The sequence below is a fragment of the Streptosporangium longisporum genome, from assembly GCF_039534895.1.
In the GTDB taxonomy this organism is placed as follows: Bacteria; Actinomycetota; Actinomycetes; order Streptosporangiales; family Streptosporangiaceae; genus Streptosporangium; species Streptosporangium longisporum.
The window spans coordinates 47,241-68,053 of sequence record NZ_BAAAWD010000011.1 but is presented as its reverse complement, the minus strand read 5'-3'; the positions used below and the strand labels follow the sequence as shown (position 1 = coordinate 68,053).

The following is a 20,813-nucleotide window of genomic DNA, read 5'->3' as shown; positions in this document are numbered from 1 at the left end:
CGTGAAACAGGCCGGGACGTGAAACAGGCCGGGCCGTGAAACAGGCTGGAACGTGAAGCACCCCCGGCCCCCGCCGGTGAAGGCGGGAGCCGGGGGTGCCGGGTTCACGACGTCCGACGCGGGATGGAACGTCCCGGTACTCGACGTCCGTCGCCGGATCAGACGTCCCGGTACTCGATGTCGGGCTCGATGTGCACGGCACGTTCCTCGGCGGACAGGTCGTCGTCGTCCGGGCCCACGTCCGTGGCGTACTCCTCGGCCGTCCGGTCCGGGCTGCCGCCCTCGTCGGGCGCCACCAGGCGGAAATCCTCGCGCGGAGGCCGCTCGTGGTCCGGCGCCTCCCGGCGGAGGCGTTCGTCAAGGGTGTCACGGTGCCGGTCGTCGTGTTCGACGACCTCGTGGTTGAGCCCGCGGTCGTCGGTCCACTCCGCGACCTCGATCGCCTGCTCGTCGCTCAGACCCTCGCGGTCTGGAGGTAGTTCGCTCATACCGCGGCCCTACCCGTTTGCCGTCGCTAATCACCAGGTCAGCCGTTCACCGGGAACGGCCGGTCGTCACGGGTCATTCGGCGGTCTCGTCGGAGCCGCCCGCCAGGTAGTGGGGGTGCCCGTCGGCCCTGGCCAGGCGTGCCGTGCGCAGGCGCGCGGAGGTGCTCGACGGCAGGAGCGCGATGCCCTCCTCCCAGGGGAGGAACGCCACCTCGTCCAGTTCCTCGGCCTGGACCCGTATCCGGGAGGGATCGGCCACGACGCCGCCGTCGAACAGGAAGTTGACCAGCGGCCGGGGACGTTCCCCGAGCGGTGGCGACCAGTGGACCACGAGGAGATCACCCGGCTCGACGGACAGGCCGAGCTCCTCGGCGATCTCGCGCGCGGCGCAGTCGTGGGGAGTCTCGTTCTCCTCGGCGATCCCCCCGGGGAAGTTCCAGCCGGGCCGGTAGTTGGGTTTGACCAGCAGTACCCGGTCGTCGGCGTCGGTGAGCAGCATGCTGGCCGAGATGAACGCGCTGGGCAGGGTGGCGAACCACGCGGCCGGTTCGAGGTAGGTCTCGCTCATTCGGATCACGCTACCGCCGCGGGCCCGGCGGCACGGGCAGGACAGGCCCCGCCCGTCCCGTCCTCGGTCCCGCTCGTCCCGTCCGTCCCGCCCGTTCGGCCTCGCCCGTCCGGTCCCGCTCGTCCGGTCCTCGGTCCCTTCCGGTCCTGTTCGTCCCGGTCAGTCGAGGGTCTTGACCAGCAGCTCGAACTCCAGGTCCTCGCGGGTCGGCACGCCGAAGCGCTCGTCGCCGTACGGGAAGGCGGACCTCTGGCCCGTGCGGGTGTAGCCGCGGCGCTCGTACCAGGCCAGCAGTTCCTCGCGGAGCGAGATCACCGTCATCCGCATCTCGGTCACGCCCCACTCGTCGCGGGCGAACCGCTCGGCGTGGGCCAGGAGCACCCTGCCGATGCCGCCGCCCTGCAGGGTGGGGCGTACGGCGAACATCCCGAAGTAGGCGTGTCCCTCCCTGCGTTCCAGCTGGCAGCAGGCGACGACCTCGCCGTCGGACTCCATGAGGAGCATGCGTCCGTCCGGCCCCCGCACCGCGTCCGCCACGCCCTCGGCGTCGGTCCGCTGCCCGTCCAGCAGGTCCGCCTCGGTGGTCCAGCCCGCCCGGCTCTGCTCCCCCCGGTACGCCGACTGGACCAGGGAGACCAGCGTGGGGACGTCCTTGTCGGTGGCGACGCGGACGGTGGGCCGCGTGACCTGGGAGGCGCCGTTCATGGGACTCGATCCTTCCGCCATGGGCGAGATCGTACGCGCGGACGTCGCACGGGCCGGAATCGGGCGGGGACGGTCCCGGCAGGACCGGGGACGACGACAGGGCCGACGACGACGGCGGGACCGGCGACGACGGCAGGATCGGCGACAACGGCAGAAGCGGGGACGACGGAGATCATAGGTCCTTCCAACGATTCTGTTAGGGTGACCGTTCGTGGAATCACCTCCGAGCCGCCTGTCCGCCAAGCCGAGCTGGCTGATCACCCAGCTGGCCGTGCACGCGCGGCGGCTGGTGTCCGCGGGATTCGCCGAGGCGGACGCGCGCGGGTACCACTACCGCCTGCTGGCCGCCCTGCACGAGTTCGGGCCGATGAGCCAGGCCGTGCTGGGACGCCGGTGCAGCGTCGACCGCAGCGACGTCGTGAACGCGATCAACGAGCTGACCGGGCAGGGATCCGTCGAGCGGGCCCCCGACCCCGCCGACCGCAGGCGCAACACGGTGACGATCACCGACGAGGGCCGGTCGCGGCTGCGCCGGATGGACGAGGTGCTCGACGGGGTGCAGGACGACCTGCTCGCCCCGCTCTCGGCCGACGAGCGGCGCCTGCTGGTCACGTTGCTCGGCCGGCTGCTGGACCACCACTCCGGGCAGGTCCCGGGCGGCGACGCCTGACCCGATCGGAGCGTCCCGCGGGGTGAGGCGTCCCGGCCGGGGTCAGGGGACGATGGGAAGGTCGCGGCGGGCCCGTTCCAGGTCGGTCTCCCAGATCCACAGGCGGCGGGCGGGCGGGATCCGGTGGTAGCCGTACAGCCCGGTCTCCCGCATGGTCCCCAGGTCCACGCACACCCGCTGGAACGCCTGCCGGATCGCCGCCCCGGGGCCGTCGCGGAGGTCGCCGGAGCCGAGCTTGACGCAGGCCCGGTACTCGTACCCCAGCAGCAGGTCCTCGCCGAACCGCGCCCACGCCCCGCGCCGCCCGGCCCAGGCCGCCTCCGCCTCGGCCAGCAGCAGGTTCAGGTCGGCGGTCGAGGGGAGGGAGGGGTAGATGAGGAAGGTCGCCGCCCAGCCGGAGGCGATCATGTCGAGGTTGAAGGTACGCCGGCGCGGGTCGTCGCGCGGCGGCAGCGGGTCGGCCGCGGTGCCGGTGAACCAGGGCGCGGTGTAGGCCAGCAGGCGGCCGTTGCCCTCGATGAGCTCCCCGGTGGCGATCACGGCCAGCTTGCGCTGCGAGCCGTCCGGCCGGGTCAGCCGGGCGGTCACCGCGGCCTGGTGCTCGGCCGCCGCCGCCTTGCCCGCGGCCTGGTGCCGCGCGGCCGCGTCGGGGGTGATCCTGGAGGCCAGGTAGGCGCGCAGGTCCTCGGGCAGGGCGTCGTAGGTGCCGTCCAGCAGCCGTACCCGGGCGCGCTCCAGGGCCGCCTGCGCGGTGGGAGGGCTGCCGCCGTACGCGCTCTCCGGGGTGTCGATCGACACCATCCGGATCGCCATCGCGATGGCAGGGGTGTCCCCGTCGGTGACACCGAGCGGCCGGTAGTCGTTGGCGGGCCTGCTCGCCCCGGCGAAACCAAGATCGACCATCATCGTCCTCCGGAACGGGAGCCCCTGAAGGAGCCGTCACGGACCCCGTACGCCGACGTCTTCGCGGGTCGAGCCGGGTCGCTGCGCGCGAGGACCGATCCGCCGGGAAAGTAACGACGAACTCACGTAAGTCGCTTATTTATCCTTTCCCGATTGTGACTATTTGTCACGCGATTCTTCGCGGGTATCTCGTGAAGACGATATGGAATGATATTTCCCTTAAAAGGCATAGATGTCGAGAATCCATCTAAAGTAGGTCGGGGGCCGTTCCTGCGGCCGATGCGGGCGCGCGTCGTCGCGGCCTAGCGTCGCTCCCATGACGGCGAACGTTCCCGACGACCGGCGGCAGGCGCCCCGGCCGGCGGACCCCGATCCTCGCCCCGGCACCGGTACCGGCCGGGAACCGGGCCTGGATCCCGGTCGTGACCCCGATCGCGACTCCGGCCCCGGCCCCGGCCCTGGTCGCGACCTCGGTCCTGCTCCTGACCCCGGCTCCGGCTCCGGCTCCGGCCCCGGCCGGGAGGCGGGCGGCGAGCCGGGGACGATAAGGCGCATCGCCCCCGCCCTCGGGCTGTTCCTGCTGTCCCCGCTGGTCGCCGAGTACCTGCTCGGCAACGTCCCCGCCTCCGAGCTCTGGGGCCTGATCCTCCTCGCGCCGATGTACGGCGGTGGCGCGATCATCATCCGCGAGACGGTACGGCGCACCGGGCGCGGCTGGACGGCGATCCTGCTGCTGGGAGGCGCCTACGGCCTGCTGGAGGCGGGCCTGATCGACCAGACCCTCTTCAACCCCGCCCCGCTGTACGAGGGCGACGCCGCGCACGCCACCTTCGTCCCGGCGCTGGGCATCAGCGGCAACAGCGCCGTCGGCTTCCTCGCCGGGCACGCGATCTGGAGCATCGGCGTCCCGATCGCCCTCGTCGAGAGCCTGGTGCCCCGTCGCGCGAGGGTTCCCTGGCTGGGCAGGTTCGGCCTCGCCGTCACCTCGGTCGTGTTCGTCCTGGGATCGCTGCTCATCTTCAGCGGCATTCACGACGAGAGCGGGTTCATGGCGTCGGCACCGCAGCGGATCACGACCGCCGTCGTCGTGACCCTTCTGGTCGTCGCCGCGTTCGCGACGGGACGACCCCGCGCGTCCGCCGGGCGTCCCGGTGCTCCCGGGGCTCCCGCTGCTCCCGGTGCTCCCGCAGGGCGTCCCCGCCCGGGGAGGCTCCTGCGGGCACCGGCTCCGTGGCAGGCCGGGACGGCGGTGTTCGTCACGTCCGCGGTGTTCGTCGCCCGGCCGGAGAACTGGTGGGGGATCGTCATGGGGATCGCGCTGCTCGCCGGGGCGACGGCAGTGATCGTCCGATGGTCGCGGGACCGGGACTGGGGCGCGGCGCACCGGCTCGCGTCGGCGGGCGGGGCCCTGCTGACCTACTCGTGCCTGGGCTTCCTGCTGCTGATGCTGCACGACATCGCGACCGTCACCAACCTGGTCGGCCAGGGGTTCCTCGTCCTCGGCGCGCTCGCCCTCTTCCTGACGGCTCGCGGGACCGTGCGCCGGGCGTCCGGTGCGGTGGCCCGGACGACCGGCGCGCCGTGAGCCCACCGGCGCCCGTCCCGGACTCCGGGACGGGCGCCGGCGGGCAGGGGGTCAGGGCCGGACGCGGAACGGCCCGGTCACCTCGTAGGTGATCCCGCCGGTGCCGGCCGAGGACCCGGAGGTGCCGCGCTGGGAGGAGAAGTACAGGCGCGAGCCGTCCGGGGAGAACGCCGGGCCGGTGATCTCCGAGGAGGACTGCCCGGGCAGCCGCAGGAACGGCGCCACGACCCCTTCGCCGGTGATGACGTTGATCTCCATGTTGCCGCCGTCCTCGGCGACGAACAGGTCGCGGCTGGTGGGCGCGCCGGTGATGTTGTCCACCCCGGTCAGCGGGGCGGTCCCGCCGGTCACCAGGGAGTCGTCGTAGGCCAGGTCGAGGCTGGAGGCGGCGGCGTCGTACGCCCAGACCCGGTTGTCGCCCTTGGTGGTGAAGTAGCAGACGCCCCGGTCGTACCAGCAGCCCTCGCCGCCGTCGAAGTGCTTGGCGGCGGAGACCTGCTTGCGCGTCGCGATCGGGAAACCGTCGCGGTCGGGGATGTCCTGCCAGGTCACCGGCCCGGTCACCTGCGCGGCCGGTGCGCAGAGCACCTGGAGCCTGCCGGTGCGCAGGTCACCCCAGGTGTCGGGGAGGAACCGGTAGAAGCAGCCGTCGCCCTCGTCCTCGGTGAGGTAGACGACCTGCCGCACCGGGTCGCAGGCCGCGGCCTCGTGCTTGAAGCGGCCCATCCGGGTGCGTTCCTCGGCGGAACGCCCGCCGGCGGGCCAGGTCTCGAAGACCCGGCCGAGCGGGACCTCCTCGCACGACAGCCAGGTGCCCCACGGAGTGGCGCCGCCCGCGCAGTTGACGTTGCTCCTGGACAGGATGCGGTAGGCCGAGGTGATGGAGCCGTCGGCGGCGAAGCGGACGGCCGAGGCCCCGCCGACGAGCGGGACCTCCGAGTTGGACACGTAGATCCAGCCGCTGCCGTCGGGGAAGCACGCCCCGCCGTCCGGTGCCGGGTGCCAGGTGTACCCGGCGACCCGCTGCCCGGAGCGGGCGATCACCCGGCTGGTGAACCCCGCGGGGAGCTCGACACCGTTCGCGTCCGCGGCCCGCAGGTCACCGTACGGGCTGGGTCCCGGCTGGGCGACGGCGCCGAACGCCTGTCCCCACAGCGCTCCGGAGAACGCGGCACCTCCCACTCCGACGACGGTCGCGCGTAGCAGCGTTCGACGATCCATCATTCCTCCGAGTCAGGCCGTAGGTCATCGAACGGAACGTAAAACGCCGAGGCTACCTTGACCACCCCCTCCGGCGTGAACGAGAGGTGATCTTTCAGGGCCCGCACCGCTCCGCGACCCGAGCGCCTCAGGGGGCACCGGGGCGGTCACCCGGTACGACCAGGCCGTCATCGCACCGAGGCGCGACCGGACGGCACTCCGTACGCCGGCGGCGCCGTCAGCACCGGCACCGCCTCAGGCCTTCGTGTCCGGCGGCAGATCATGTGGAGATCCGGCCCGCCCGCCTGCTCCGGCCACGTCGGGATCACCCTCGACCGCCCTGTCCGCAGGGGTGAGGCCCCCTGTCCCCGGCCTGCGTGGGACGCGAGGGAAGGCGATGGGCGGCGGCCGCGTCGTCGCGGTGTCAAGCGCTTTGACGGTCTTCGCTCTTGCTCGTACGGATCTGCTGGATCCGTTGCTTGCTCAAACCCAGCAACTCCCCGATGTCGGGGTCCGACAATCCGAGCCGGGCCAGCTGGTCGACGCGTGCCCTGGCCGTTCTGGTGTAGTCGTCGGCGATCGCGGCGGCCCGTCGCTGGAGCTCGGCGAAAGCGTTCAGGTCGTCCTCGGTGAGGCCGGGCAGGGTGTAGTGGAACACCGGAACGGGTGGTCGATCACGGTCGGAGAACAGGAAGGGCAATCCTTCGGCGACGTCGCCGTGCAGCTCTTTCAGGGAGCGTGCGGACATGCCCCCTGCCACGCCCTGCACGGTCGCGAGCCATAGCGCGCCGGTCTTGGTGACGTGAACGTCAACGTTGTCCTGAACGCCCATCAGTCCTCCAGCCAGTCGTCGCCGAACAAGGACGCGAGCCCTCGCTCGAGATTCTCCACAACGTGCGGTGTCTCGCCCGGATACAGCGGGACGATCGCACGCGCCACGACACGGCCCCCGGCATCCCACAGCAGCAGGAAGCGCTGCCTTCTGGTCGTCTCGGCCCAGTCGCAGCGCAACCCGTGGTCACGGGCGAGGACCGTGATCCGGTCACGGATCCCCGTGTAGTCGTCTCGTTCCACCACACGAGGCAGACTATATCCCTTGCCTGACATCGACAATGCCCCTTGTCGCCATGTTCGTCGTGGTGTGTCGTCCTTTGTGGCCGGTCATTTCGAGACGGGCCATCATCTTTTTCCGCAGGGCTTCGGCTGGGAGGGGCGGCGGGTGCGACCCGTCAGGTTGGATCGGAAGCAGCTGGGTCATCGGCCCGAGGACCCGTACAGGGACGGCCGGCCCGGCGTTCCCGTGACGGATCGCGACCCGGATCAGGCGGTGGTGAGGGAGCGGTCGCGGTTGACGAGGGCGGCGTAGGGGCCGTCGGAGGCGAGGAGCTCGTCGTGGGTGCCGCGTTCGACGACGCGGCCGTGGTCGAGGACCACGATCTGGTCGGCGTCGCGGATCGTGGACAGCCGGTGGGCGATCGTGATGGTGGTGCGCCCGCGCGACAGGGTGTCCAGGGCCTCCTGGACGGCGCGCTCGGTCTGGGTGTCGAGGGCGCTGGTGGCCTCGTCGAGGATGAGCACGGGCGGGTTGCGCAGCAGCGTCCTGGCGATGGCCAGGCGCTGCTTCTCCCCGCCGGAGAAGCGGTAGCCGCGCTCGCCCACCACGGTGTCGTACCCGTCGGGCAGCGACGCGATGTGGTCGTGGATCCTGGCGGCCCGCGCGGCGGCGACGAGTTCCTCGTCGGTGGCCGAGGGCCTGGCGAAGCGGAGGTTGTCGGCGATCGAGGAGTGGAACAGGTAGGTCTCCTGCGAGACCACGCCGACCGTCTCGGCCAGGGACTCGAAGGTCAGCTCGCGCACGTCCACGCCGTCGATGGTGATCCGCCCGCCGGTCACGTCGTACAGGCGGGGGAGAAGGTAGCTCAGGGTGGTCTTGCCCGAGCCGGTCTCGCCGACCACGGCCAGGGTGGTGCCGGCCGGGACGGTGAGGTCCACGTCCGACAGGGCCGGGGTCTCGCCGTAGGAGAAGTCGACGTGCTCGAAGCGGATCTCGCCGCGCACGCTCTCCGGCGTACGGGTGCCGGGGTGGATGTCCACCTCCAGGTCCAGGTACTCGAAGATCCGGGCGAACAGCGCCAGCGAGCTCTGCACGTCGACGCCGAGCCGCAGCAGCGACACGGAGGGCCGGAACAGGCCCGTCTGCAGGGTGGTGAAGGCGACCACGGTGCCGATGGAGACGGCCGAGGTCAGCCCGGTGGACCAGTAGATCACCGCGGGCATGGCCGCCATGATGATCTGGATGGTGGACTGCCGCCAGCGCCCGGCCATGCTGGAGCGGACCTCCAGGTCGGCCAGCTCGTCGGAGGCGACGGAGAAGCGGCCGGCCAGCTCGGGGCCGCGGCCCATCGTCCGGCCGAGCAGGATGCCGCTGATCGACAGCGACTCCTGGACCATCGACGACAGGGCGGCCATCTTCCGCTGCCGTTCGGAGGTGATCCTGCGGCGCTCCCGGCCGACCCTGCGGCTGATCGCCACGAAGACGGGGAGCAGCGCCAGCGAGATGAGGGTCAGCCGCCAGTCCAGCACCAGCATCGCGATGATCGTCGCCACCACGGTGGTCAGGTTGGAGACGATCGAGGCGGCGGTGGAGGTGACCACCTGCTGCATGCCGCCGATGTCGCTGGCGATGCGCGACTGCACCTCGCCGGTACGGGTGCGGGTGAAGAAGGCCAGGGACATGCGCTGCAGGTGGCCGTAGACCGCGGTGCGCAGGTCGTGCATGACGCGCTGGCCGACCCCGGTGGAGACCATCGTCTGGATCACGTCGAGCACGCTGGTGACGACGGCCACCGTGACCATGCCGAGCGCGAGCAGCGTCAGCAGGCCGGTCCTGCCGTTGGGGATGGCGTCGTCGAGCACCTCGCGGAGCATGAACGGCGAGGCCAGCGAGACGAGCGAGGAGACCCCGATGAGGGCGCCGACGACGGCCAGCCGTCCCCGGTAGGGGCGGAACAGGCCGACGACGCGCCGCAGGGGAGCGCGGGGTTCGTCGTGCATACGTGGTGTTTCGTGCCGTAGGGCACTCCCGGTTGGTTCCGTCATGGAACTCCTTTCTGATGTTTACTCAAACAGAGGTTACCTCTCATTCATTCCCGGACGCGCTGGGATAGGTTCGGCGCTGTGGAGACGGAACTGGCCGATCTGGTGCACGGCGTCGGCCGCCGGCTGCGGCGCGGGTACGGCGAGCGGCTGGGCCCGCTCGGTCTGAGCCCCGGCCAGGCGCGGGCACTGAGGGTGATCGTCGAGTCCGAGCCGCCGCTCCGGATGGTGCAGCTCGCCGAGAGGCTGCGGATCGTGCCGCGCTCGGTGACCCCGGTGGTCGACGCCCTGGAGGAGGCCGGCCTGGTCCGCCGCGAGGTCGATCCGGCCAACCGCCGCTCCACCCTGCTGGTGGTGACGCCCGGGGGACGGGAGCTGTACGAGCGGGTACGCGAGGAGCGCAGGCGGGTGGCCGAGGAGCTGTTCTCGGTCCTCACCGCCGAGCAGCGCGACCGGCTCAGGGAACTGCTCGGCACGGTGGACGCCCAGTCCGCCTGACCGGCCGGGCACGCCGGCGCGCACCACCGTTCCCGCTCACGCCGTTCCCGGTCGTGGCGGTCCCGCTCACGCCGGTCCCGGGGGTGCGGCTCCCGCGGGCTCCGGTTCTCAGTCGGTACGTTTGAAGCGGGCGACGGCCAGGGCGAGCATGAGCAGGCCCGCGCCTCCGACCAGGAGCAGCTCCAGCGCCATGGGGACGGGCCAGCCCGACCAGCGCACCCCGGCGCCGTACACGGCCCGCACCTCGGGCGGGACCGTCAGATGGGCGAAGACGACCTGACGCGTCGGGTCGACCGCGTACGTCAGGGGGTTGAGCAACGTCAGGGTGTTCATCCAGCCGGGCAGGTTGGTGAGCGGGAACAGCGCTCCCGACAGGTACATCAGGGGCATGATCGCCATCTGCGCGATCCCCTGGAACGACTCCATGCTGGTCATCCGCGCGGCGACCAGCACTCCGAAGGCCGACATGGTGAAGCCGGTCAGGAACATCACGCCGACGAGCCCGGCGATCATGACCGGGTCGTAGGGGACGCCGACCAGCCCGGCCATGGCCACGATCACCAGGCTCTGCAACGTCGCGACCAGCGCGCCGCCGAGGACCTTGCCGAACACGATCGCGGTACGGCTCACCGGCGCGACCAGCATCTCCCGCAGGAAGCCGAACTCGCGGTCCCAGACGATCGAGGACGCGCAGAACATCGCGGTCAGGATCACCGTCATCGAGATGACGCCGGGGAACATGAAGGTCTTCAGGTCGACGCCGTCGGGGACCCCCGGCATCAGGGAGCCGAACCCGCTGCCGATGATGAAGATCCACATGAAGGCCTGGAAGAGCATGGCCGTGATCCGCTTGCCGTCGGTGGCGAAGCGGATCATCTCCCTGCGGAGCACCACCCGTACCGCGCGGAGGTTGTGGGCGGCGCCGCGCAGCGGGACGCGGGCCGGGGGAGTCTCAATCGCGGCCATGGGCCCTCACCTCTTCGCCACGGACGTCACCGGGGTCTTCGCCGGGGACGTCATCACGGACGTCATCACGGACGTCATCACGGACGTCATCACGGACGTCATCACGGACGTCATCACGGACGTCATCACGGACGTCATCACGGACGTCATCACGGACGTCATCACGGACGTCACCGGAGTCGGCGGCCGCGCCGTTCACGCCGTTCACGCCTTTTACACCGTTCGCGTCGTTCACGTGTTCTCCGCCCTCCGCTTCCCCGCCCTCCGCGCCGTCGTCCCCGGTCCGCCCGCCGTCCTGGGCGTCGCGGATGGTCGAGCCGGTGTAGGCGAGGAAGACGTCGTCCAGCGAGGGCCTGGTCATCTGCACCGACCTGATCGGCACGCCGAGCCCGGAGAACAGGCGGGGCACGAACTCCTCGCCGCTGGGCACGGAGAGGACGAGCCCGCCGTCGCGCTGCGCGACCTCCACCAGGAAGCGTTCCCGCAGCGCCGCGGCGGCGGCCTCGTCGTCGTCGGTGTGGATGCGGATCCGGTCTCTGCCCACCGTGGCCTTCAGCGCCTCCGGGGTGTCCAGCGCCACGACGGAACCGTGATCGATGATCGCGATGCGGTCGCAGTACTCGGCCTCCTCCAGGTAGTGCGTCGTCATGAAGACCGTGATCTTCTCCAGCTCGCGCAGCTCGGCGATGTAGCCCCAGATGGCCACCCGGGTCTGCGGGTCGAGCCCGACCGTGGGCTCGTCCAGGAACAGTACGCGGGGGGAGTGCAGCAGGCCCCGGGCGATCTCCAGCCGCCGCCGCATGCCGCCGGAGTAGGTGTGCACGCGGTCGTCGCGGCGCTTCCACAGGCCGACGATGTCCAGGACCCGTCTCATCCGGTCCCCGATGACGTCCTTGGGCAGGCCGTACAGCTCGGCGTGGAAGCTCAGGTTCTGCGCGCCGGTGAGGTAACCGTCGACGGTCGGTTCCTGGAAGACCAGCCCGATGTCGCGCCTGACCTCGTCGCGCTGCCGCACGATGTCGTGCCCGCCGACGGTGGCGCTGCCGCCGGTCGGCCGGACCAGCGTGCACAGCATGTTGATCGTGGTGCTCTTGCCCGCCCCGTTGGGGCCCAGCAGGCCGAACACCTCCCCGGGCGCCACGTCGAAGTCGACGCCCTTGACGGCCTCGATCCGCCCGTACTCCTTGCGCAGTCCCCTGACGGACACCGCCGCTCCGTCGTCCATCTCAACGCCTCCCTCGGGGGGAGAAGAACGGCAGGAAGGACGTCCCGGTCCCGGCGGCCTGTGACATGGCGAGCAGCACGCCCGCCCCGCCCGTCGCCAGGTCCATGGAGAGCCGGAAGCCGTTGGTGCCGGGGAAGGCGAGGTGCCCCCGGAAGGAGACGGCGTGCCGGCACATCTCCCGTAACCGGCGGTCCAGCGCCTCCTCGTCGTCGGCGCCGCCCCGGGCCAGCGCGGCCACGTGACCGGCCGTACCGCGGAACAGGTCGCACTGCAGCGCGACGCGCGTCCGGCAGGCGCGCAGCAGTCCCGGCAGGCTCGCGCGGAGCCTGTCGTCCTCGCGGTGGGCGAGGAACTCGTCGATGACCAGGGCGATGCCCGCGCTGCCGACGTCGAGGTAGGGCATCGTGCGCACCCCCGCCTCCTGGGCCACGAGCCAGCCGTCGGCGGTCGTCACGCACCGGTCGAGGTCGAGCCCCACGGCCAGCGCGGCGTGGTCGAGGTGGCCGGGGTCGCCGGTCCGCTCGAACAGCCGGACGAGGAACAGGGCCACCCCGCACCAGCCCCGCATCAGGCCGGGTTCCACGGGGCGGGTGGGGGCCGGCAGCCCCGGGCCGCGGGCCGTACCGGGATCGCCGCGCCGTACGGCGTCCGCCAGCCGGTCGGCGACGGCCAGCGCGGCGGTCAGGTGGCCGCTCTCGCCCGCCGTGCCGTCCCGCTCCCGCGACAGGTGGGTCAGCATCGCCCCGATGCCCGCGAACCCGGAGAACATCGAGATGTTCGCGCGATCCGGGACCGGATGCCGGTCGAGCAGCTCGGCCGCCTCGTCCGGGTGTCCCAGGTGGTCGAGGGCGTGGACGAGGCCGGCCGTGCCGTCGTAGAAACCCGGGCGGCGCGGGGGGGTGCGTCGTATCGCGTCGATCAGCCAGCGCTCGTGCTCCGGGTGGCGGCCGTGGCCGGTCACCTCCAGGGCCCACAGCACCCCGGCCGCGCCGTAGGCGAAACCGAGACCGCCGGACAGGAACTGGTGCACGTCGCCGGGGAACAGGCGGTCCTCCCGCTCGGGGGTCGCGGAGGCGAGGATCCCCTTCGCCAGGTCCTCGCGCACCGCCGACCAGTCCATGACCGGCTCGTCCAGACCGGCGAGCCCCCCGTCCGGCCGCCACGTCCCGGGGGAGGCCGGAGCGACCGGGGAAGCCGGGCCGCCCGAAGAGGCCGGGGCGTCGGGGGAGAGCGGGGGTAGGGCCCCGGCGGGGGGAGACAGGTGGGACAGGATCGTCCCCGCCCAGTCCTCGGGCACCGGGAACTCGTCGCACATCAACCGCACGAACTCGCGGACCTTGTCCGGCTGAAGCGCGGTGATCTTGCTGTACGGCACGAACATGGCCAGGCGCACCGCCGCCAGGGCGTGCAGGTCGCGGTCGGTCCCGCTCTTGTGGCGGCTGCCGAACCCCGTCGCGGTGAGTCCCGGCCGCCACTCGGCGTCCGTCGCGTCGAACGCCAGTTCGAAATCGACCAGGGCCACCGACTCGTCCGGCCTGACGATGACGTTCCCCAGGTGCAGGTCGCCGAACACCACGCCGCGCGCGTGCACGGCGGCGATCAGCTCCTCGATCCGCTCGGCGATGCGCACCGCCCTGCGGGTGTAGGACGCGATCTCCTCCTCGGTCGGCTCCGCCCTGACGACCCCGGGATGGTGGATCCCGCACCACACGTTCAGCGGCTGGCCGTCCATGTACTCCTCGACGAGGAAGCGGTGCCCGGCCACGTCGAGCTCGTCGTAGAGCTCGGGGATGCCCGGGATGCCCTGCAGGGCGGTGAGCGCCCAGCTCTCGCGCGCCATCCTGGTGACCGCGTCATGGTGGTTGGCGTCCACCGCCGTGTGCGGGCGCGCCTCCTTGAGCACGACCTCCCTGCCGTCGGTGCGCCGGGTGGCCAGGTAGACGCCCCCGGCGTTGGAGAAGTGCAGGGCCCGCCGTACCAGGTAGGGGTGCTCGGCGCCCGCGCCGTCACGGCGGGAGTCCAGGTGCGGCCGGAGGAACTCGGGCAGGTCCACCCACTTGGGCGGGTCGAAGACCGGCCTGCGCCGGTCGGGCAGGAGCGTGCCGTCCGGATGCCGGATCGCCAGCGTGGTCTCGCCGTGCTCGTCGACGCACAGCATCTCGGTGAAGCCGCCGTAGCGGACGAACAGCGGGCCCGCGCCCCAGCGCAGGTCGCTGAGGATGTACGGGCCCGGCTCGCCCTCCAGCTCGGCCGAGAGCGCGGTCAGCACCTCCCGCAGCTCGTCCTCGTCGCGCGGGTAGACGGTGACCAGCTTCCCGCTGGAGCCGCGGGGGGAGTACTTGGCGTTGAAGACGAGCAGCATGTTGCGGTCGCGCAGGTGCTTGAACGGGATGCCGCGCTCGACGCAGTGGTCCCAGACGGCCGAGCAGAGCCGGTCGGCGTTGTCCAGCGTCGCCGACAGGTGGACCTTCCACCCCTGTTCGGCGCCGACCTGGCCGGCCGGCCGCAGCGAGACCCAGATGCCGCGTTCCCCGCGCACCCAGCCCTCGGGGACGGCCGCGCCCGACACGGTGAACCCGGCGTCGCCGATGAAGCCCACCCCGCCGGCCCAGCGCGTGGGCTCCTCGAAGAAGAGCGGGTCGGCCAGGGTGTAGATCTGCATCATGTCGTGCATGTGTGGTGCTCCCTATCATGTGCCCGCTGCCGTGCCGCCCCGGCGTGCCCGCCGGTCCCGGCCGCGTCGCCGGAGCCGGTGAATCCCGCGCGGCCCCGGCGGGGCCGCGCGGCTCAGACCGCCTCGGCCGCCGGTGACCCCTCGCCGGACAGGGAGACGCGCAGTTCCTCCAGCATTGCGATCAGTGTCGAGAGCGGGGGCGCCCCCGCGGCGTCGCGCCGCCCGGTGGTCAGGCTCGGCACCGCCTGCACGGGGGAGACCACGACGTTGCGCCGCTCGGCCAGGGTCGCCAGGTGCCGTTGCAGGATCGGGTTGTCCAGCGCGCCCGGCGGCAGCGAGGGGGCGACCGCGATGGGCGCCGAGGTGCACTGCAGGGTCAGCAGCGCGGGGGTGTCGGCCAGCCCGAGGGCCAGCCGGGAGATGAAGTTCACGCACGCCGGGTAGACGACGACGCTGTCGCTCCACTCGGTCAGCCGCACGTGCAGCGCGTCCGGTCTCGCCTCCTCGGGCCACCGGTCGGGGACGACCTCGCGGCGGACGAGCACGCTCAGCGCCTCGCCGCTGACGAAGCGCTCCGCGCTCGTGGTGAGGACGACCTGCACCTCGAGGTCCCGGTACGCCGTGGTCAGCCAGTTGAGCCAGAACGGCAGGTACATCACGGCGATGGCGCCGGTGCCGACCACGAGGAGCCGCTCGCCGCCGAACTCGGGGGGCCTGCGGCCGGCCGGGGTGTCGCTCACCGCGCGTACTCCTTGGGCCTCGTGACGAGCTTCCTGAGGTGACGGACGAACGCGCGCAGGCCCTTCGGGCGGACGGCGCCGGGCCCCGCGACCAGCCGGTTGAGGACGTCGGCCCCCTGTTTCTCCCACATCCGCCGGTAGATGGCGTAGAAGTGCACGTCCCACAGGCATCCCTGGAAGAACATGTGCTGCGGGAGGGTCGCCTCCTTGGGAATGAGGCCGCCCACCCAGCCGAGCCGGTCGATGCTGGCGTCCGTGGTGACGAAATATACTTTCCTGACGTTCTCCCAGGTGGCGAACGCGTAATTGACGAGAAGCATCATCGCCTCGCCGCCGAGACCGTACCGCGCCTTGTCCGTGTCGGTGAATATGCCGACCTGGATGTGCCCGGCGGGGTCCATCTCGTGCAGGGTCCCGAATCCCACCGTCTCCCCGGTGTGCCGCAGCCTGATGGCGAAGAGCGCGGAGATGTTCTGCTTCTTTATCTGCTCCAGGAACACCTTGAGCGGGGGCATGCTGTGCAGTCCCAGGCCGAGGAGGAGCTCGTACAGGGCGACGCCGTCCGACAGGTCCGCGATCGCGAGCGTCGTCCGCTGAGTCTCGACATGGGGAATGAGCACGATTCTGTCACCTTGAATTCTCTCGGCGGCGATGGGCCCGGGACGCAATGATCCCGTCCGGTCGAACCGTCGGATCTCGCTGACGGTTGGACATTAGGTTTGGGGTTCCTGGATAGTCAACGTCGTTATCCATGCTCGGGGAAAAGCGATACACGGCCGGAAACAGGTCCTCTTTCGGGTCCGCTGCCGGGCGCTGTCTCGCCGGCGGGACGGTGCAGCCAGCCGAGCTCCTGGGCGCGCAGCGCGAGCTGGAACCTGCTGGTCGCGCCCGCGGCCTGCATCAGCCCGTTCACCTCGCGCCGGACGGTGCGTTCGGCGATGCCGAGCCGGGCCGCCACGGCGTTGTCGGTCAGCCCCTCCGCGAGGAGGTCGAGCACGGCCCGGCAGCGCCCCTGGGGCCTGCCGCCCGGGGAGGTGCCCTCGGTGGGCGGCGAGGTGTACGCGCTGCTCCACAGGTGGTCGAACACGGACAGCAGGGTGGAGACATGGCCGGGCCGCGTCACCAGTACGATCGGGCCGGCCTCCTCGCCCGGCGGGGTCCGCAGGCTCAGCAACGCCGTCCGCCGGTCGGTGACGAGCATCGAGAGCGGCAGCGAGGGCAGCGTCCGGACACGGGGGCGATCCGCGGGGGAGTCGGGCTCCGCGCCGGCGGTCCCGGCGCGGACGACGGAGAGCGAGCGGCTCTCGTCGGCGCCGAGCTCACCCACCCGCTCGGACAGGAACCGGCCCAGCGTGTCCCCGGAGAGAACCGCGAGGACCTCCCGGCACCGGCTCTCCGCCATCCGGTGAAAAATGTCGTGCAGTTCCTGGAGCGTGATTACCCGATCCCCGCTGGCATTCGGCTCGGCGTGGTGCATGAAAATATAATGTCACGGCTAAAGCCTGGGGCCCCGGACGTTTTCACCTTATGGAAACACGGACCGGATGGCCGTTTTAGGACAGGCCGTTGCGCATTCCGGGGTTCCATAACTATGTTTCGTCGCGGAGCGGCCGGGATTGACGCCTCGATGGCTCTTTCGTTCGTCATCGCTTTTCGGTGGAGGTGTCACGGTGCGGTTTCCGTGAAAGCCGTGGAATACCAGCGGTGCACCTTCCGGAGCCGGCGAGGACGACGGCGTGCCGAAGGGGAAGACCCGGCCGGTCCGGGGCCGCCACATGGCCGGTCTGACTTTCGAGCCCTCGAAGGAGGTGTCTTATGGATCTGTCCAACATTCTCGAGCTGCAGGAGATCGACGTAGCGCCCGAGTACTCCGAGCTGCCCCACAGCACGCTCAGCAACAGCACCTGCTGATTCCTCCGCGTTCGCGGGGGGCGGCCTCGCGCCTCCCCCCGCGTTCGCGGTCCCCCGCGTGCGCCGGGCGACCGGGCCGTCCCGTCCGGACCCGTGCCGGGAGCCTTTTCCACGCAGGCGGGCGTGCCGTGCGGCGGCGAACGCCGCAGAATATTCGCGGCCGTGCCGCAAAGCCTTCCGTGGTCCTTCTCCGTATCTTGTGCGGTGAGAACGGGACGTGTTGAATCAGGCCGTATGAGCGACAGCATTCTGGTGTGCGAAGGACTCCGTAAACGTTATGGCCAGATAGTCGCGGTCGACGGCATCGGTTTTTTCCATCGCCGAGGGCGAGGTTTACGGCCTCATCGGGCCGAATGGCGCCGGAAAGAGCACGACGATTTCCATGATTGTCGGCGTCGTCGAGCGCGACGAGGGCACCGTCGTCATCGACGGCCGGCCGCACGACGCGCGGAACACGAAGACCAAGGCGCTGATCGGCTACGTACCCCAGGAACTCGCGCTCTACCAGGACCTCACGGCACGTCAGAACCTGTGGTTCTTCGCGCAGCTGCACGGCCTGCGGGGCCGCCAGGGCAAGAGCAAGGTGAGCGAGGTGCTGGAGACGATCGGGCTGGCCGACCGCGCCGACGAGGCGGTCTCCGGCTACTCCGGGGGCATGGCCCGCCGCCTGAACATCGGCATCGGGCTGCTGAACCGTCCACGCCTGCTGATCCTGGACGAACCCACCGCGGGAGTCGACCCGCAGAGCCGCAACTCCATCCTGGAGAGCGTGCAGCGCCTGGCCGCCGAGGGGGTGGCCGTGCTCTACACCACGCACTACATGGAGGAGGCCGAACGCCTCTGCGACAGGGTCGGCATCGTCGACCTGGGTCAGATGAAGGCCGAGGGCACCCGCCGCGAACTGGTGGACATGGTCGGCGAGAACGACCAGGTGCTGCTGCAGGTGGACGGTGACCTGGACCGCGTGCGGCGGGCGCTCGCCGACGCGCCGCAGGTGCGCCAGGTGTCCGGCGAGGGCTCCCGGGTCGACCTGCTCGTGGAGGGGGCCAGGGCGGTGCTGCCGCGACTGTTCGAGGTCGTGGCGGGCGCGGGCGCGGCGGTCCGCTCGGCGGAGGTGCGCGAACCCGACCTGGAGGCCGTCTTCCTGCACCTCACCGGCAAGGCGCTCCGGGACTGACAGGGACTGACAGCGACTGACAGGGACCGGCGGGAACTGAGGGAACGGAGGCCCACGGTGCGCGGAATGATCACCATACTCGTGAAGGACCTGCGACAGCGGGCCAAGGACAGCACGCTGATCGTCTTCGCGATCGTGCTGCCGCTCGGCATGGCCTTCATCCTCAACGCCGTCCTGGGCGGCGCGGGCGAGGACTTCAAGGCCCGGTACGCCGTGGTCGACGCCGACCGCGGGGCCGGGAACGCGGGCTTCGTCGGCCAGGTCCTGGAGCCCATGCGCCGGTCGGGCGTCGTGACCCTGCGGCCGGCGTCCACCGTCGAGGAGGCCCGCGCGCTGACCCAGCGGGGCGAGGTGGAGGCGACCTTCGTCGTCCCCGCGAACTTCTCCGCCGACGCGCGCTCCGGGCGGCCCACCACCCTGGAGATCATCGGCAACGTCGGCGCCCCGGTCGCGGTCCAGGTCGCCCGGGAGGTCGCGCAGTCCTACGCCGCCGGGCTGCGCTCGGTCCAGCTGGCCGTCGCCGTGGCGGCCCCCCCGGGGACGGCGCCCGGTGACGAACGGGCCGCCGCGCTGGCCGGACGGGCCGGCGCGTCCCCCATGCCGGTCTCGCTGCGCGAGGACGCCTCCGCGCTGCGGCGCCAGCTGGACGTCACCACCTACTACTCGGCCGGCATGGCCATGTTCTTTCTGTTCTTCGCCGTGGTCTTCAGCATCACCAGCATCTTCGACGAGCGCAGGGCCGGCACGCTGACCCGCATGCTGGCCGCGCCGATCTCCCGGCCCGCGATCGTGATGGGCAAGCTGCTCAGCGGCGTCCTGGTGGGCATCGTGAGCATGGCGATCCTCGTCGTGGTCACCACGCTGGTCATCGGCGCCCGCTGGGGCGACCCGCTCGGCGTGGCCGCGCTGGTGGTCTCGGGCGTGCTCGCCGCCACCGGGCTGATGACCGCGCTGGCCACCTTCGCCCGTACCGCCGAGCAGGCGTCGAACTGGCAGTCGGTGGTGGCGATGCTGCTGGGCATCTTCGGCGGGGTGTTCTTCCCCAGCGCGCAGCTGGGCGGGTTCACCGTGCTCGGCTACCTCACCCCGCACAAGTGGTTCATGCAGGGCCTGGGCGACCTGGCCGGCGGGGGATCGCTGCAGGCCGTGGCGGTCCCGGTCGCCGCCCTGCTCGGCTTCGCCGCCCTGGGAGGCGCCCTGGCCCTGTTCCGCGTCGGAAGGATGGTGCACGCGTGAAGGCCCTCGCGATAGCAATGGTCAACCTCCGCCGGGTCTTCAGCGACCGCACCAACATCTTCTTCGTGATCGTCGCGCCGTTCCTGATGGTCTTCGTGCTCGGGCAGCTGTTCGGCGGCAGCCAGCAGCTGACGCTGGGCGTGGTGAGCGGTTCCGGGCCGCTGTCGGAGCAGCTGGTCCAGGCCCTGGGCTCGGGCAAGCGCATCGCGGTCGAGCGGGTCGCCGACGAGTCCGCGCTGCGGACCGCGGTGGAGCGCGGCAGGCTGCGGACCGGCGTGATCGTCCCGGCCGACTACGACGCCAGGGTGCGCGGCGGAGGGCAGGTCGAGCTGCGTTACCTGACCCGCCAGGAGGACCCGGGCGCGGCCGAGATCGGCACCTGGATCCGCTCCGTCGTCCCCCAGCAGGCCGCGCTGCTGCGCGCCGCCCGCTTCGGGCAGCAGGAGGGGAGCGGGACCTTCGAGGAGAACCTCGCGAAAGCCGCCCGGGTGGACGTCGGGACCGTCCAGGTGCGCGTCACCACCACGGGCCGCAGCCTGTTCCCCGAGGGGTTCAACCCGTTCGGCGCCTCGGCCCCGCCCCTGCTGCTGCTGTTCACCTTCCTGACCTCGATGACCGCGGCGATCGGGCTCGTCGAGACCCGGCTGCTCGGGGTGGCGCGCCGGATGTACGCGGCCCCGGTCACGGCACGCGCCATCGTCGCGGGCGAGGCCCTCGGCCGGCTGGTCATCGCGCTCGTCCAGGCGCTGCTGATCATGATCGGCTCGGCCCTGATCTTCGGGGTCGACTGGGGGAACCTGTTCGCGGCCGGTGCCCTGATCCTGGTGTTCTCCCTGGTCGGGAGCGGCGCCGCGATGCTGCTGGGGTCGGCGTTCAAGACCCCCGGGGCGGCGATCTCCGTCGCGATGGTCCTCGGCCTGGGGCTCGGCGCCCTCGGCGGCTCCATGGTCGCCCTGGAGTCCTTCAGCCCCACCATGCAGACCATCGCGCACGTGACGCCGCACGCCTGGGCCTACGAGGCCTTCGCCGAACTGGTCAGGAACGGCGGCACCATCGTCGACGTCCTGCCCCAGTTCGGCATCCTGAGCTGCTACGCCGCCGTCCTGTTCGCCCTCGGCGTCTGGCGCCTGCGTCGTGTCCTCACCCGGTAAAGCCAGACCTTTGGAGATGA

20 protein-coding genes are annotated in these 20,813 nt (G+C 71.4%); 6 read left to right on the top strand and 14 right to left on the bottom strand.

Features of this window, described 5'->3' with window-relative positions; all coding sequences use genetic code 11:
* Nucleotides 1–158 precede the first annotated feature (158 nt).
* The 3 genes from ABD832_RS20875 to ABD832_RS20865 all read right to left on the bottom strand — a co-directional run bounded on the left by ABD832_RS20875 (nt 159) and on the right by ABD832_RS20865 (nt 1,782).
* Complete coding sequence (locus ABD832_RS20875; RefSeq protein WP_344897999.1) at nt 159–488, bottom strand: DUF5709 domain-containing protein; 330 nt, start codon at nt 486–488, stop codon at nt 159–161.
* Between the two features lie 73 nt (nt 489–561).
* Entirely contained in the window at nt 562–1,056 is a 495-nt protein-coding gene (locus tag ABD832_RS20870) for an NUDIX domain-containing protein (RefSeq protein ID WP_344897998.1), read from the bottom strand.
* Between the two features lie 159 nt (nt 1,057–1,215).
* On the bottom strand, nt 1,216–1,782 hold the full coding sequence (locus tag ABD832_RS20865; protein WP_344897997.1) for a GNAT family N-acetyltransferase: 567 nt from the start codon (nt 1,780–1,782) through the stop codon (nt 1,216–1,218).
* Nucleotides 1,783–1,972: 190 nt separating this feature from the next.
* Between ABD832_RS20865 and ABD832_RS20860 the strand changes: the two genes are divergently transcribed.
* Nucleotides 1,973–2,431, top strand: a complete 459-nt coding sequence (locus tag ABD832_RS20860) for a MarR family winged helix-turn-helix transcriptional regulator (RefSeq protein ID WP_344897994.1) — start codon at nt 1,973–1,975, stop codon at nt 2,429–2,431.
* Between the two features lie 42 nt (nt 2,432–2,473).
* Here ABD832_RS20860 and ABD832_RS20855 read toward each other — a convergent pair whose 3' ends face one another.
* Nucleotides 2,474–3,337: a hypothetical protein gene (locus tag ABD832_RS20855; RefSeq protein ID WP_344897991.1), complete on the bottom strand. Its 864-nt coding sequence runs from the start codon at nt 3,335–3,337 to the stop codon at nt 2,474–2,476.
* A 313-nt stretch (nt 3,338–3,650) separates the two neighbouring features.
* On the opposite strand from ABD832_RS20855, the gene ABD832_RS20850 reads away from it, so the two are divergent.
* Complete coding sequence (locus tag ABD832_RS20850; RefSeq protein WP_344897988.1) at nt 3,651–4,919, top strand: hypothetical protein; 1,269 nt, start codon at nt 3,651–3,653, stop codon at nt 4,917–4,919.
* 51 nt (nt 4,920–4,970) lie between these two features.
* Here ABD832_RS20850 and ABD832_RS20845 read toward each other — a convergent pair whose 3' ends face one another.
* The 4 genes from ABD832_RS20845 to ABD832_RS20830 form a co-directional block, all read right to left on the bottom strand.
* Entirely contained in the window at nt 4,971–6,143 is a 1,173-nt protein-coding gene (locus ABD832_RS20845; protein ID WP_344897985.1) for an alkaline phosphatase PhoX, read from the bottom strand.
* Between the two features lie 400 nt (nt 6,144–6,543).
* Complete coding sequence (locus tag ABD832_RS20840; protein WP_344897982.1) at nt 6,544–6,951, bottom strand: hypothetical protein; 408 nt, start codon at nt 6,949–6,951, stop codon at nt 6,544–6,546.
* Nucleotides 6,951–7,196, bottom strand: coding sequence for a hypothetical protein (locus ABD832_RS20835; protein ID WP_344897979.1), 246 nt, complete (start codon nt 7,194–7,196; stop codon nt 6,951–6,953). The genes ABD832_RS20840 and ABD832_RS20835 overlap by 1 nt, the downstream gene beginning before the upstream one ends.
* 243 nt (nt 7,197–7,439) lie before the next feature.
* Nucleotides 7,440–9,173, bottom strand: coding sequence for an ABC transporter ATP-binding protein (locus ABD832_RS20830; RefSeq protein WP_344897976.1), 1,734 nt, complete (start codon nt 9,171–9,173; stop codon nt 7,440–7,442).
* A 123-nt stretch (nt 9,174–9,296) separates the two neighbouring features.
* Here ABD832_RS20830 and ABD832_RS20825 point away from each other — a divergent pair, with 123 nt between their 5' ends.
* A complete protein-coding gene (locus ABD832_RS20825) occupies nt 9,297–9,713 on the top strand; it encodes a MarR family winged helix-turn-helix transcriptional regulator (protein ID WP_344897973.1) in 417 nt (138 codons plus the stop codon).
* 108 nt (nt 9,714–9,821) lie between these two features.
* Here the strand turns inward: ABD832_RS20825 and ABD832_RS20820 are convergent, their stop codons facing one another.
* The 6 genes from ABD832_RS20820 to ABD832_RS20795 all read right to left on the bottom strand — a co-directional run bounded on the left by ABD832_RS20820 (nt 9,822) and on the right by ABD832_RS20795 (nt 16,720).
* Entirely contained in the window at nt 9,822–10,679 is an 858-nt protein-coding gene (locus ABD832_RS20820) for an ABC transporter permease (protein ID WP_344897970.1), read from the bottom strand.
* The gene (locus tag ABD832_RS20815; protein WP_344897967.1) at nt 10,666–11,904 is read right to left on the bottom strand and encodes an ATP-binding cassette domain-containing protein; all 1,239 of its coding nucleotides are present in this window, start codon (nt 11,902–11,904) and stop codon (nt 10,666–10,668) included. Before ABD832_RS20815 ends, ABD832_RS20820 begins: the two co-directional genes overlap by 14 nt.
* Before the next feature lies 1 nt (nt 11,905).
* On the bottom strand, nt 11,906–14,578 hold the full coding sequence (gene lanKC, locus ABD832_RS20810; protein WP_344897964.1) for a class III lanthionine synthetase LanKC: 2,673 nt from the start codon (nt 14,576–14,578) through the stop codon (nt 11,906–11,908).
* Between the two features lie 113 nt (nt 14,579–14,691).
* A complete protein-coding gene (locus ABD832_RS20805) occupies nt 14,692–15,318 on the bottom strand; it encodes a flavoprotein (protein ID WP_344897961.1) in 627 nt (208 codons plus the stop codon).
* On the bottom strand, nt 15,315–15,938 hold the full coding sequence (locus tag ABD832_RS20800; protein WP_344897958.1) for a GNAT family N-acetyltransferase: 624 nt from the start codon (nt 15,936–15,938) through the stop codon (nt 15,315–15,317). Before ABD832_RS20800 ends, ABD832_RS20805 begins: the two co-directional genes overlap by 4 nt.
* 125 nt (nt 15,939–16,063) lie before the next feature.
* Nucleotides 16,064–16,720 carry a helix-turn-helix transcriptional regulator gene (locus tag ABD832_RS20795; RefSeq protein WP_344897955.1) on the bottom strand — a complete coding sequence of 219 codons (657 nt, stop codon included), beginning with the start codon at nt 16,718–16,720 and terminating at the stop codon, nt 16,064–16,066.
* Nucleotides 16,721–17,545: 825 nt separating this feature from the next.
* Between ABD832_RS20795 and ABD832_RS20790 the strand changes: the two genes are divergently transcribed.
* The 3 genes from ABD832_RS20790 (at nt 17,546) to ABD832_RS20780 (ending at nt 20,793) form a co-directional block, all read left to right on the top strand.
* A complete protein-coding gene (locus ABD832_RS20790; RefSeq protein ID WP_344898143.1) occupies nt 17,546–18,406 on the top strand; it encodes an ABC transporter ATP-binding protein in 861 nt (286 codons plus the stop codon).
* 66 nt (nt 18,407–18,472) lie between these two features.
* Nucleotides 18,473–19,642, top strand: coding sequence for an ABC transporter permease (locus ABD832_RS20785; RefSeq protein WP_344897952.1), 1,170 nt, complete (start codon nt 18,473–18,475; stop codon nt 19,640–19,642).
* Complete coding sequence (locus ABD832_RS20780) at nt 19,639–20,793, top strand: ABC transporter permease (protein ID WP_344897949.1); 1,155 nt, start codon at nt 19,639–19,641, stop codon at nt 20,791–20,793. The genes ABD832_RS20785 and ABD832_RS20780 overlap by 4 nt, the downstream gene beginning before the upstream one ends.
* Nucleotides 20,794–20,813 lie beyond the last annotated feature (20 nt).

Bases quoted from the DNA above. Each gene is read 5' to 3' on its own strand.
- ABD832_RS20875 (WP_344897999.1), bottom strand. From the start codon at position 488: ATGAGCGAACTACCTCCAGACCGCGAGGGTCTGAGCGACGAGCAGGCG.
- ABD832_RS20870 (WP_344897998.1), bottom strand. From the start codon at position 1,056: ATGAGCGAGACCTACCTCGAACCGGCCGCGTGGTTCGCCACCCTGCCC.
- ABD832_RS20865 (WP_344897997.1), bottom strand. From the start codon at position 1,782: ATGGCGGAAGGATCGAGTCCCATGAACGGCGCCTCCCAGGTCACGCGG.
- ABD832_RS20855 (WP_344897991.1), bottom strand. From the start codon at position 3,337: ATGATGGTCGATCTTGGTTTCGCCGGGGCGAGCAGGCCCGCCAACGAC.
- ABD832_RS20850 (WP_344897988.1), top strand. From the start codon at position 3,651: ATGACGGCGAACGTTCCCGACGACCGGCGGCAGGCGCCCCGGCCGGCG.
- ABD832_RS20845 (WP_344897985.1), bottom strand. From the start codon at position 6,143: ATGATGGATCGTCGAACGCTGCTACGCGCGACCGTCGTCGGAGTGGGA.
- ABD832_RS20840 (WP_344897982.1), bottom strand. From the start codon at position 6,951: ATGGGCGTTCAGGACAACGTTGACGTTCACGTCACCAAGACCGGCGCG.
- ABD832_RS20830 (WP_344897976.1), bottom strand. From the start codon at position 9,173: ATGCACGACGAACCCCGCGCTCCCCTGCGGCGCGTCGTCGGCCTGTTC.
- ABD832_RS20820 (WP_344897970.1), bottom strand. From the start codon at position 10,679: ATGGCCGCGATTGAGACTCCCCCGGCCCGCGTCCCGCTGCGCGGCGCC.
- ABD832_RS20815 (WP_344897967.1), bottom strand. From the start codon at position 11,904: ATGGACGACGGAGCGGCGGTGTCCGTCAGGGGACTGCGCAAGGAGTAC.
- lanKC (WP_344897964.1), bottom strand. From the start codon at position 14,578: ATGCACGACATGATGCAGATCTACACCCTGGCCGACCCGCTCTTCTTC.
- ABD832_RS20795 (WP_344897955.1), bottom strand. From the start codon at position 16,720: ATGGCGGAGAGCCGGTGCCGGGAGGTCCTCGCGGTTCTCTCCGGGGAC.
- ABD832_RS20785 (WP_344897952.1), top strand. From the start codon at position 18,473: ATGATCACCATACTCGTGAAGGACCTGCGACAGCGGGCCAAGGACAGC.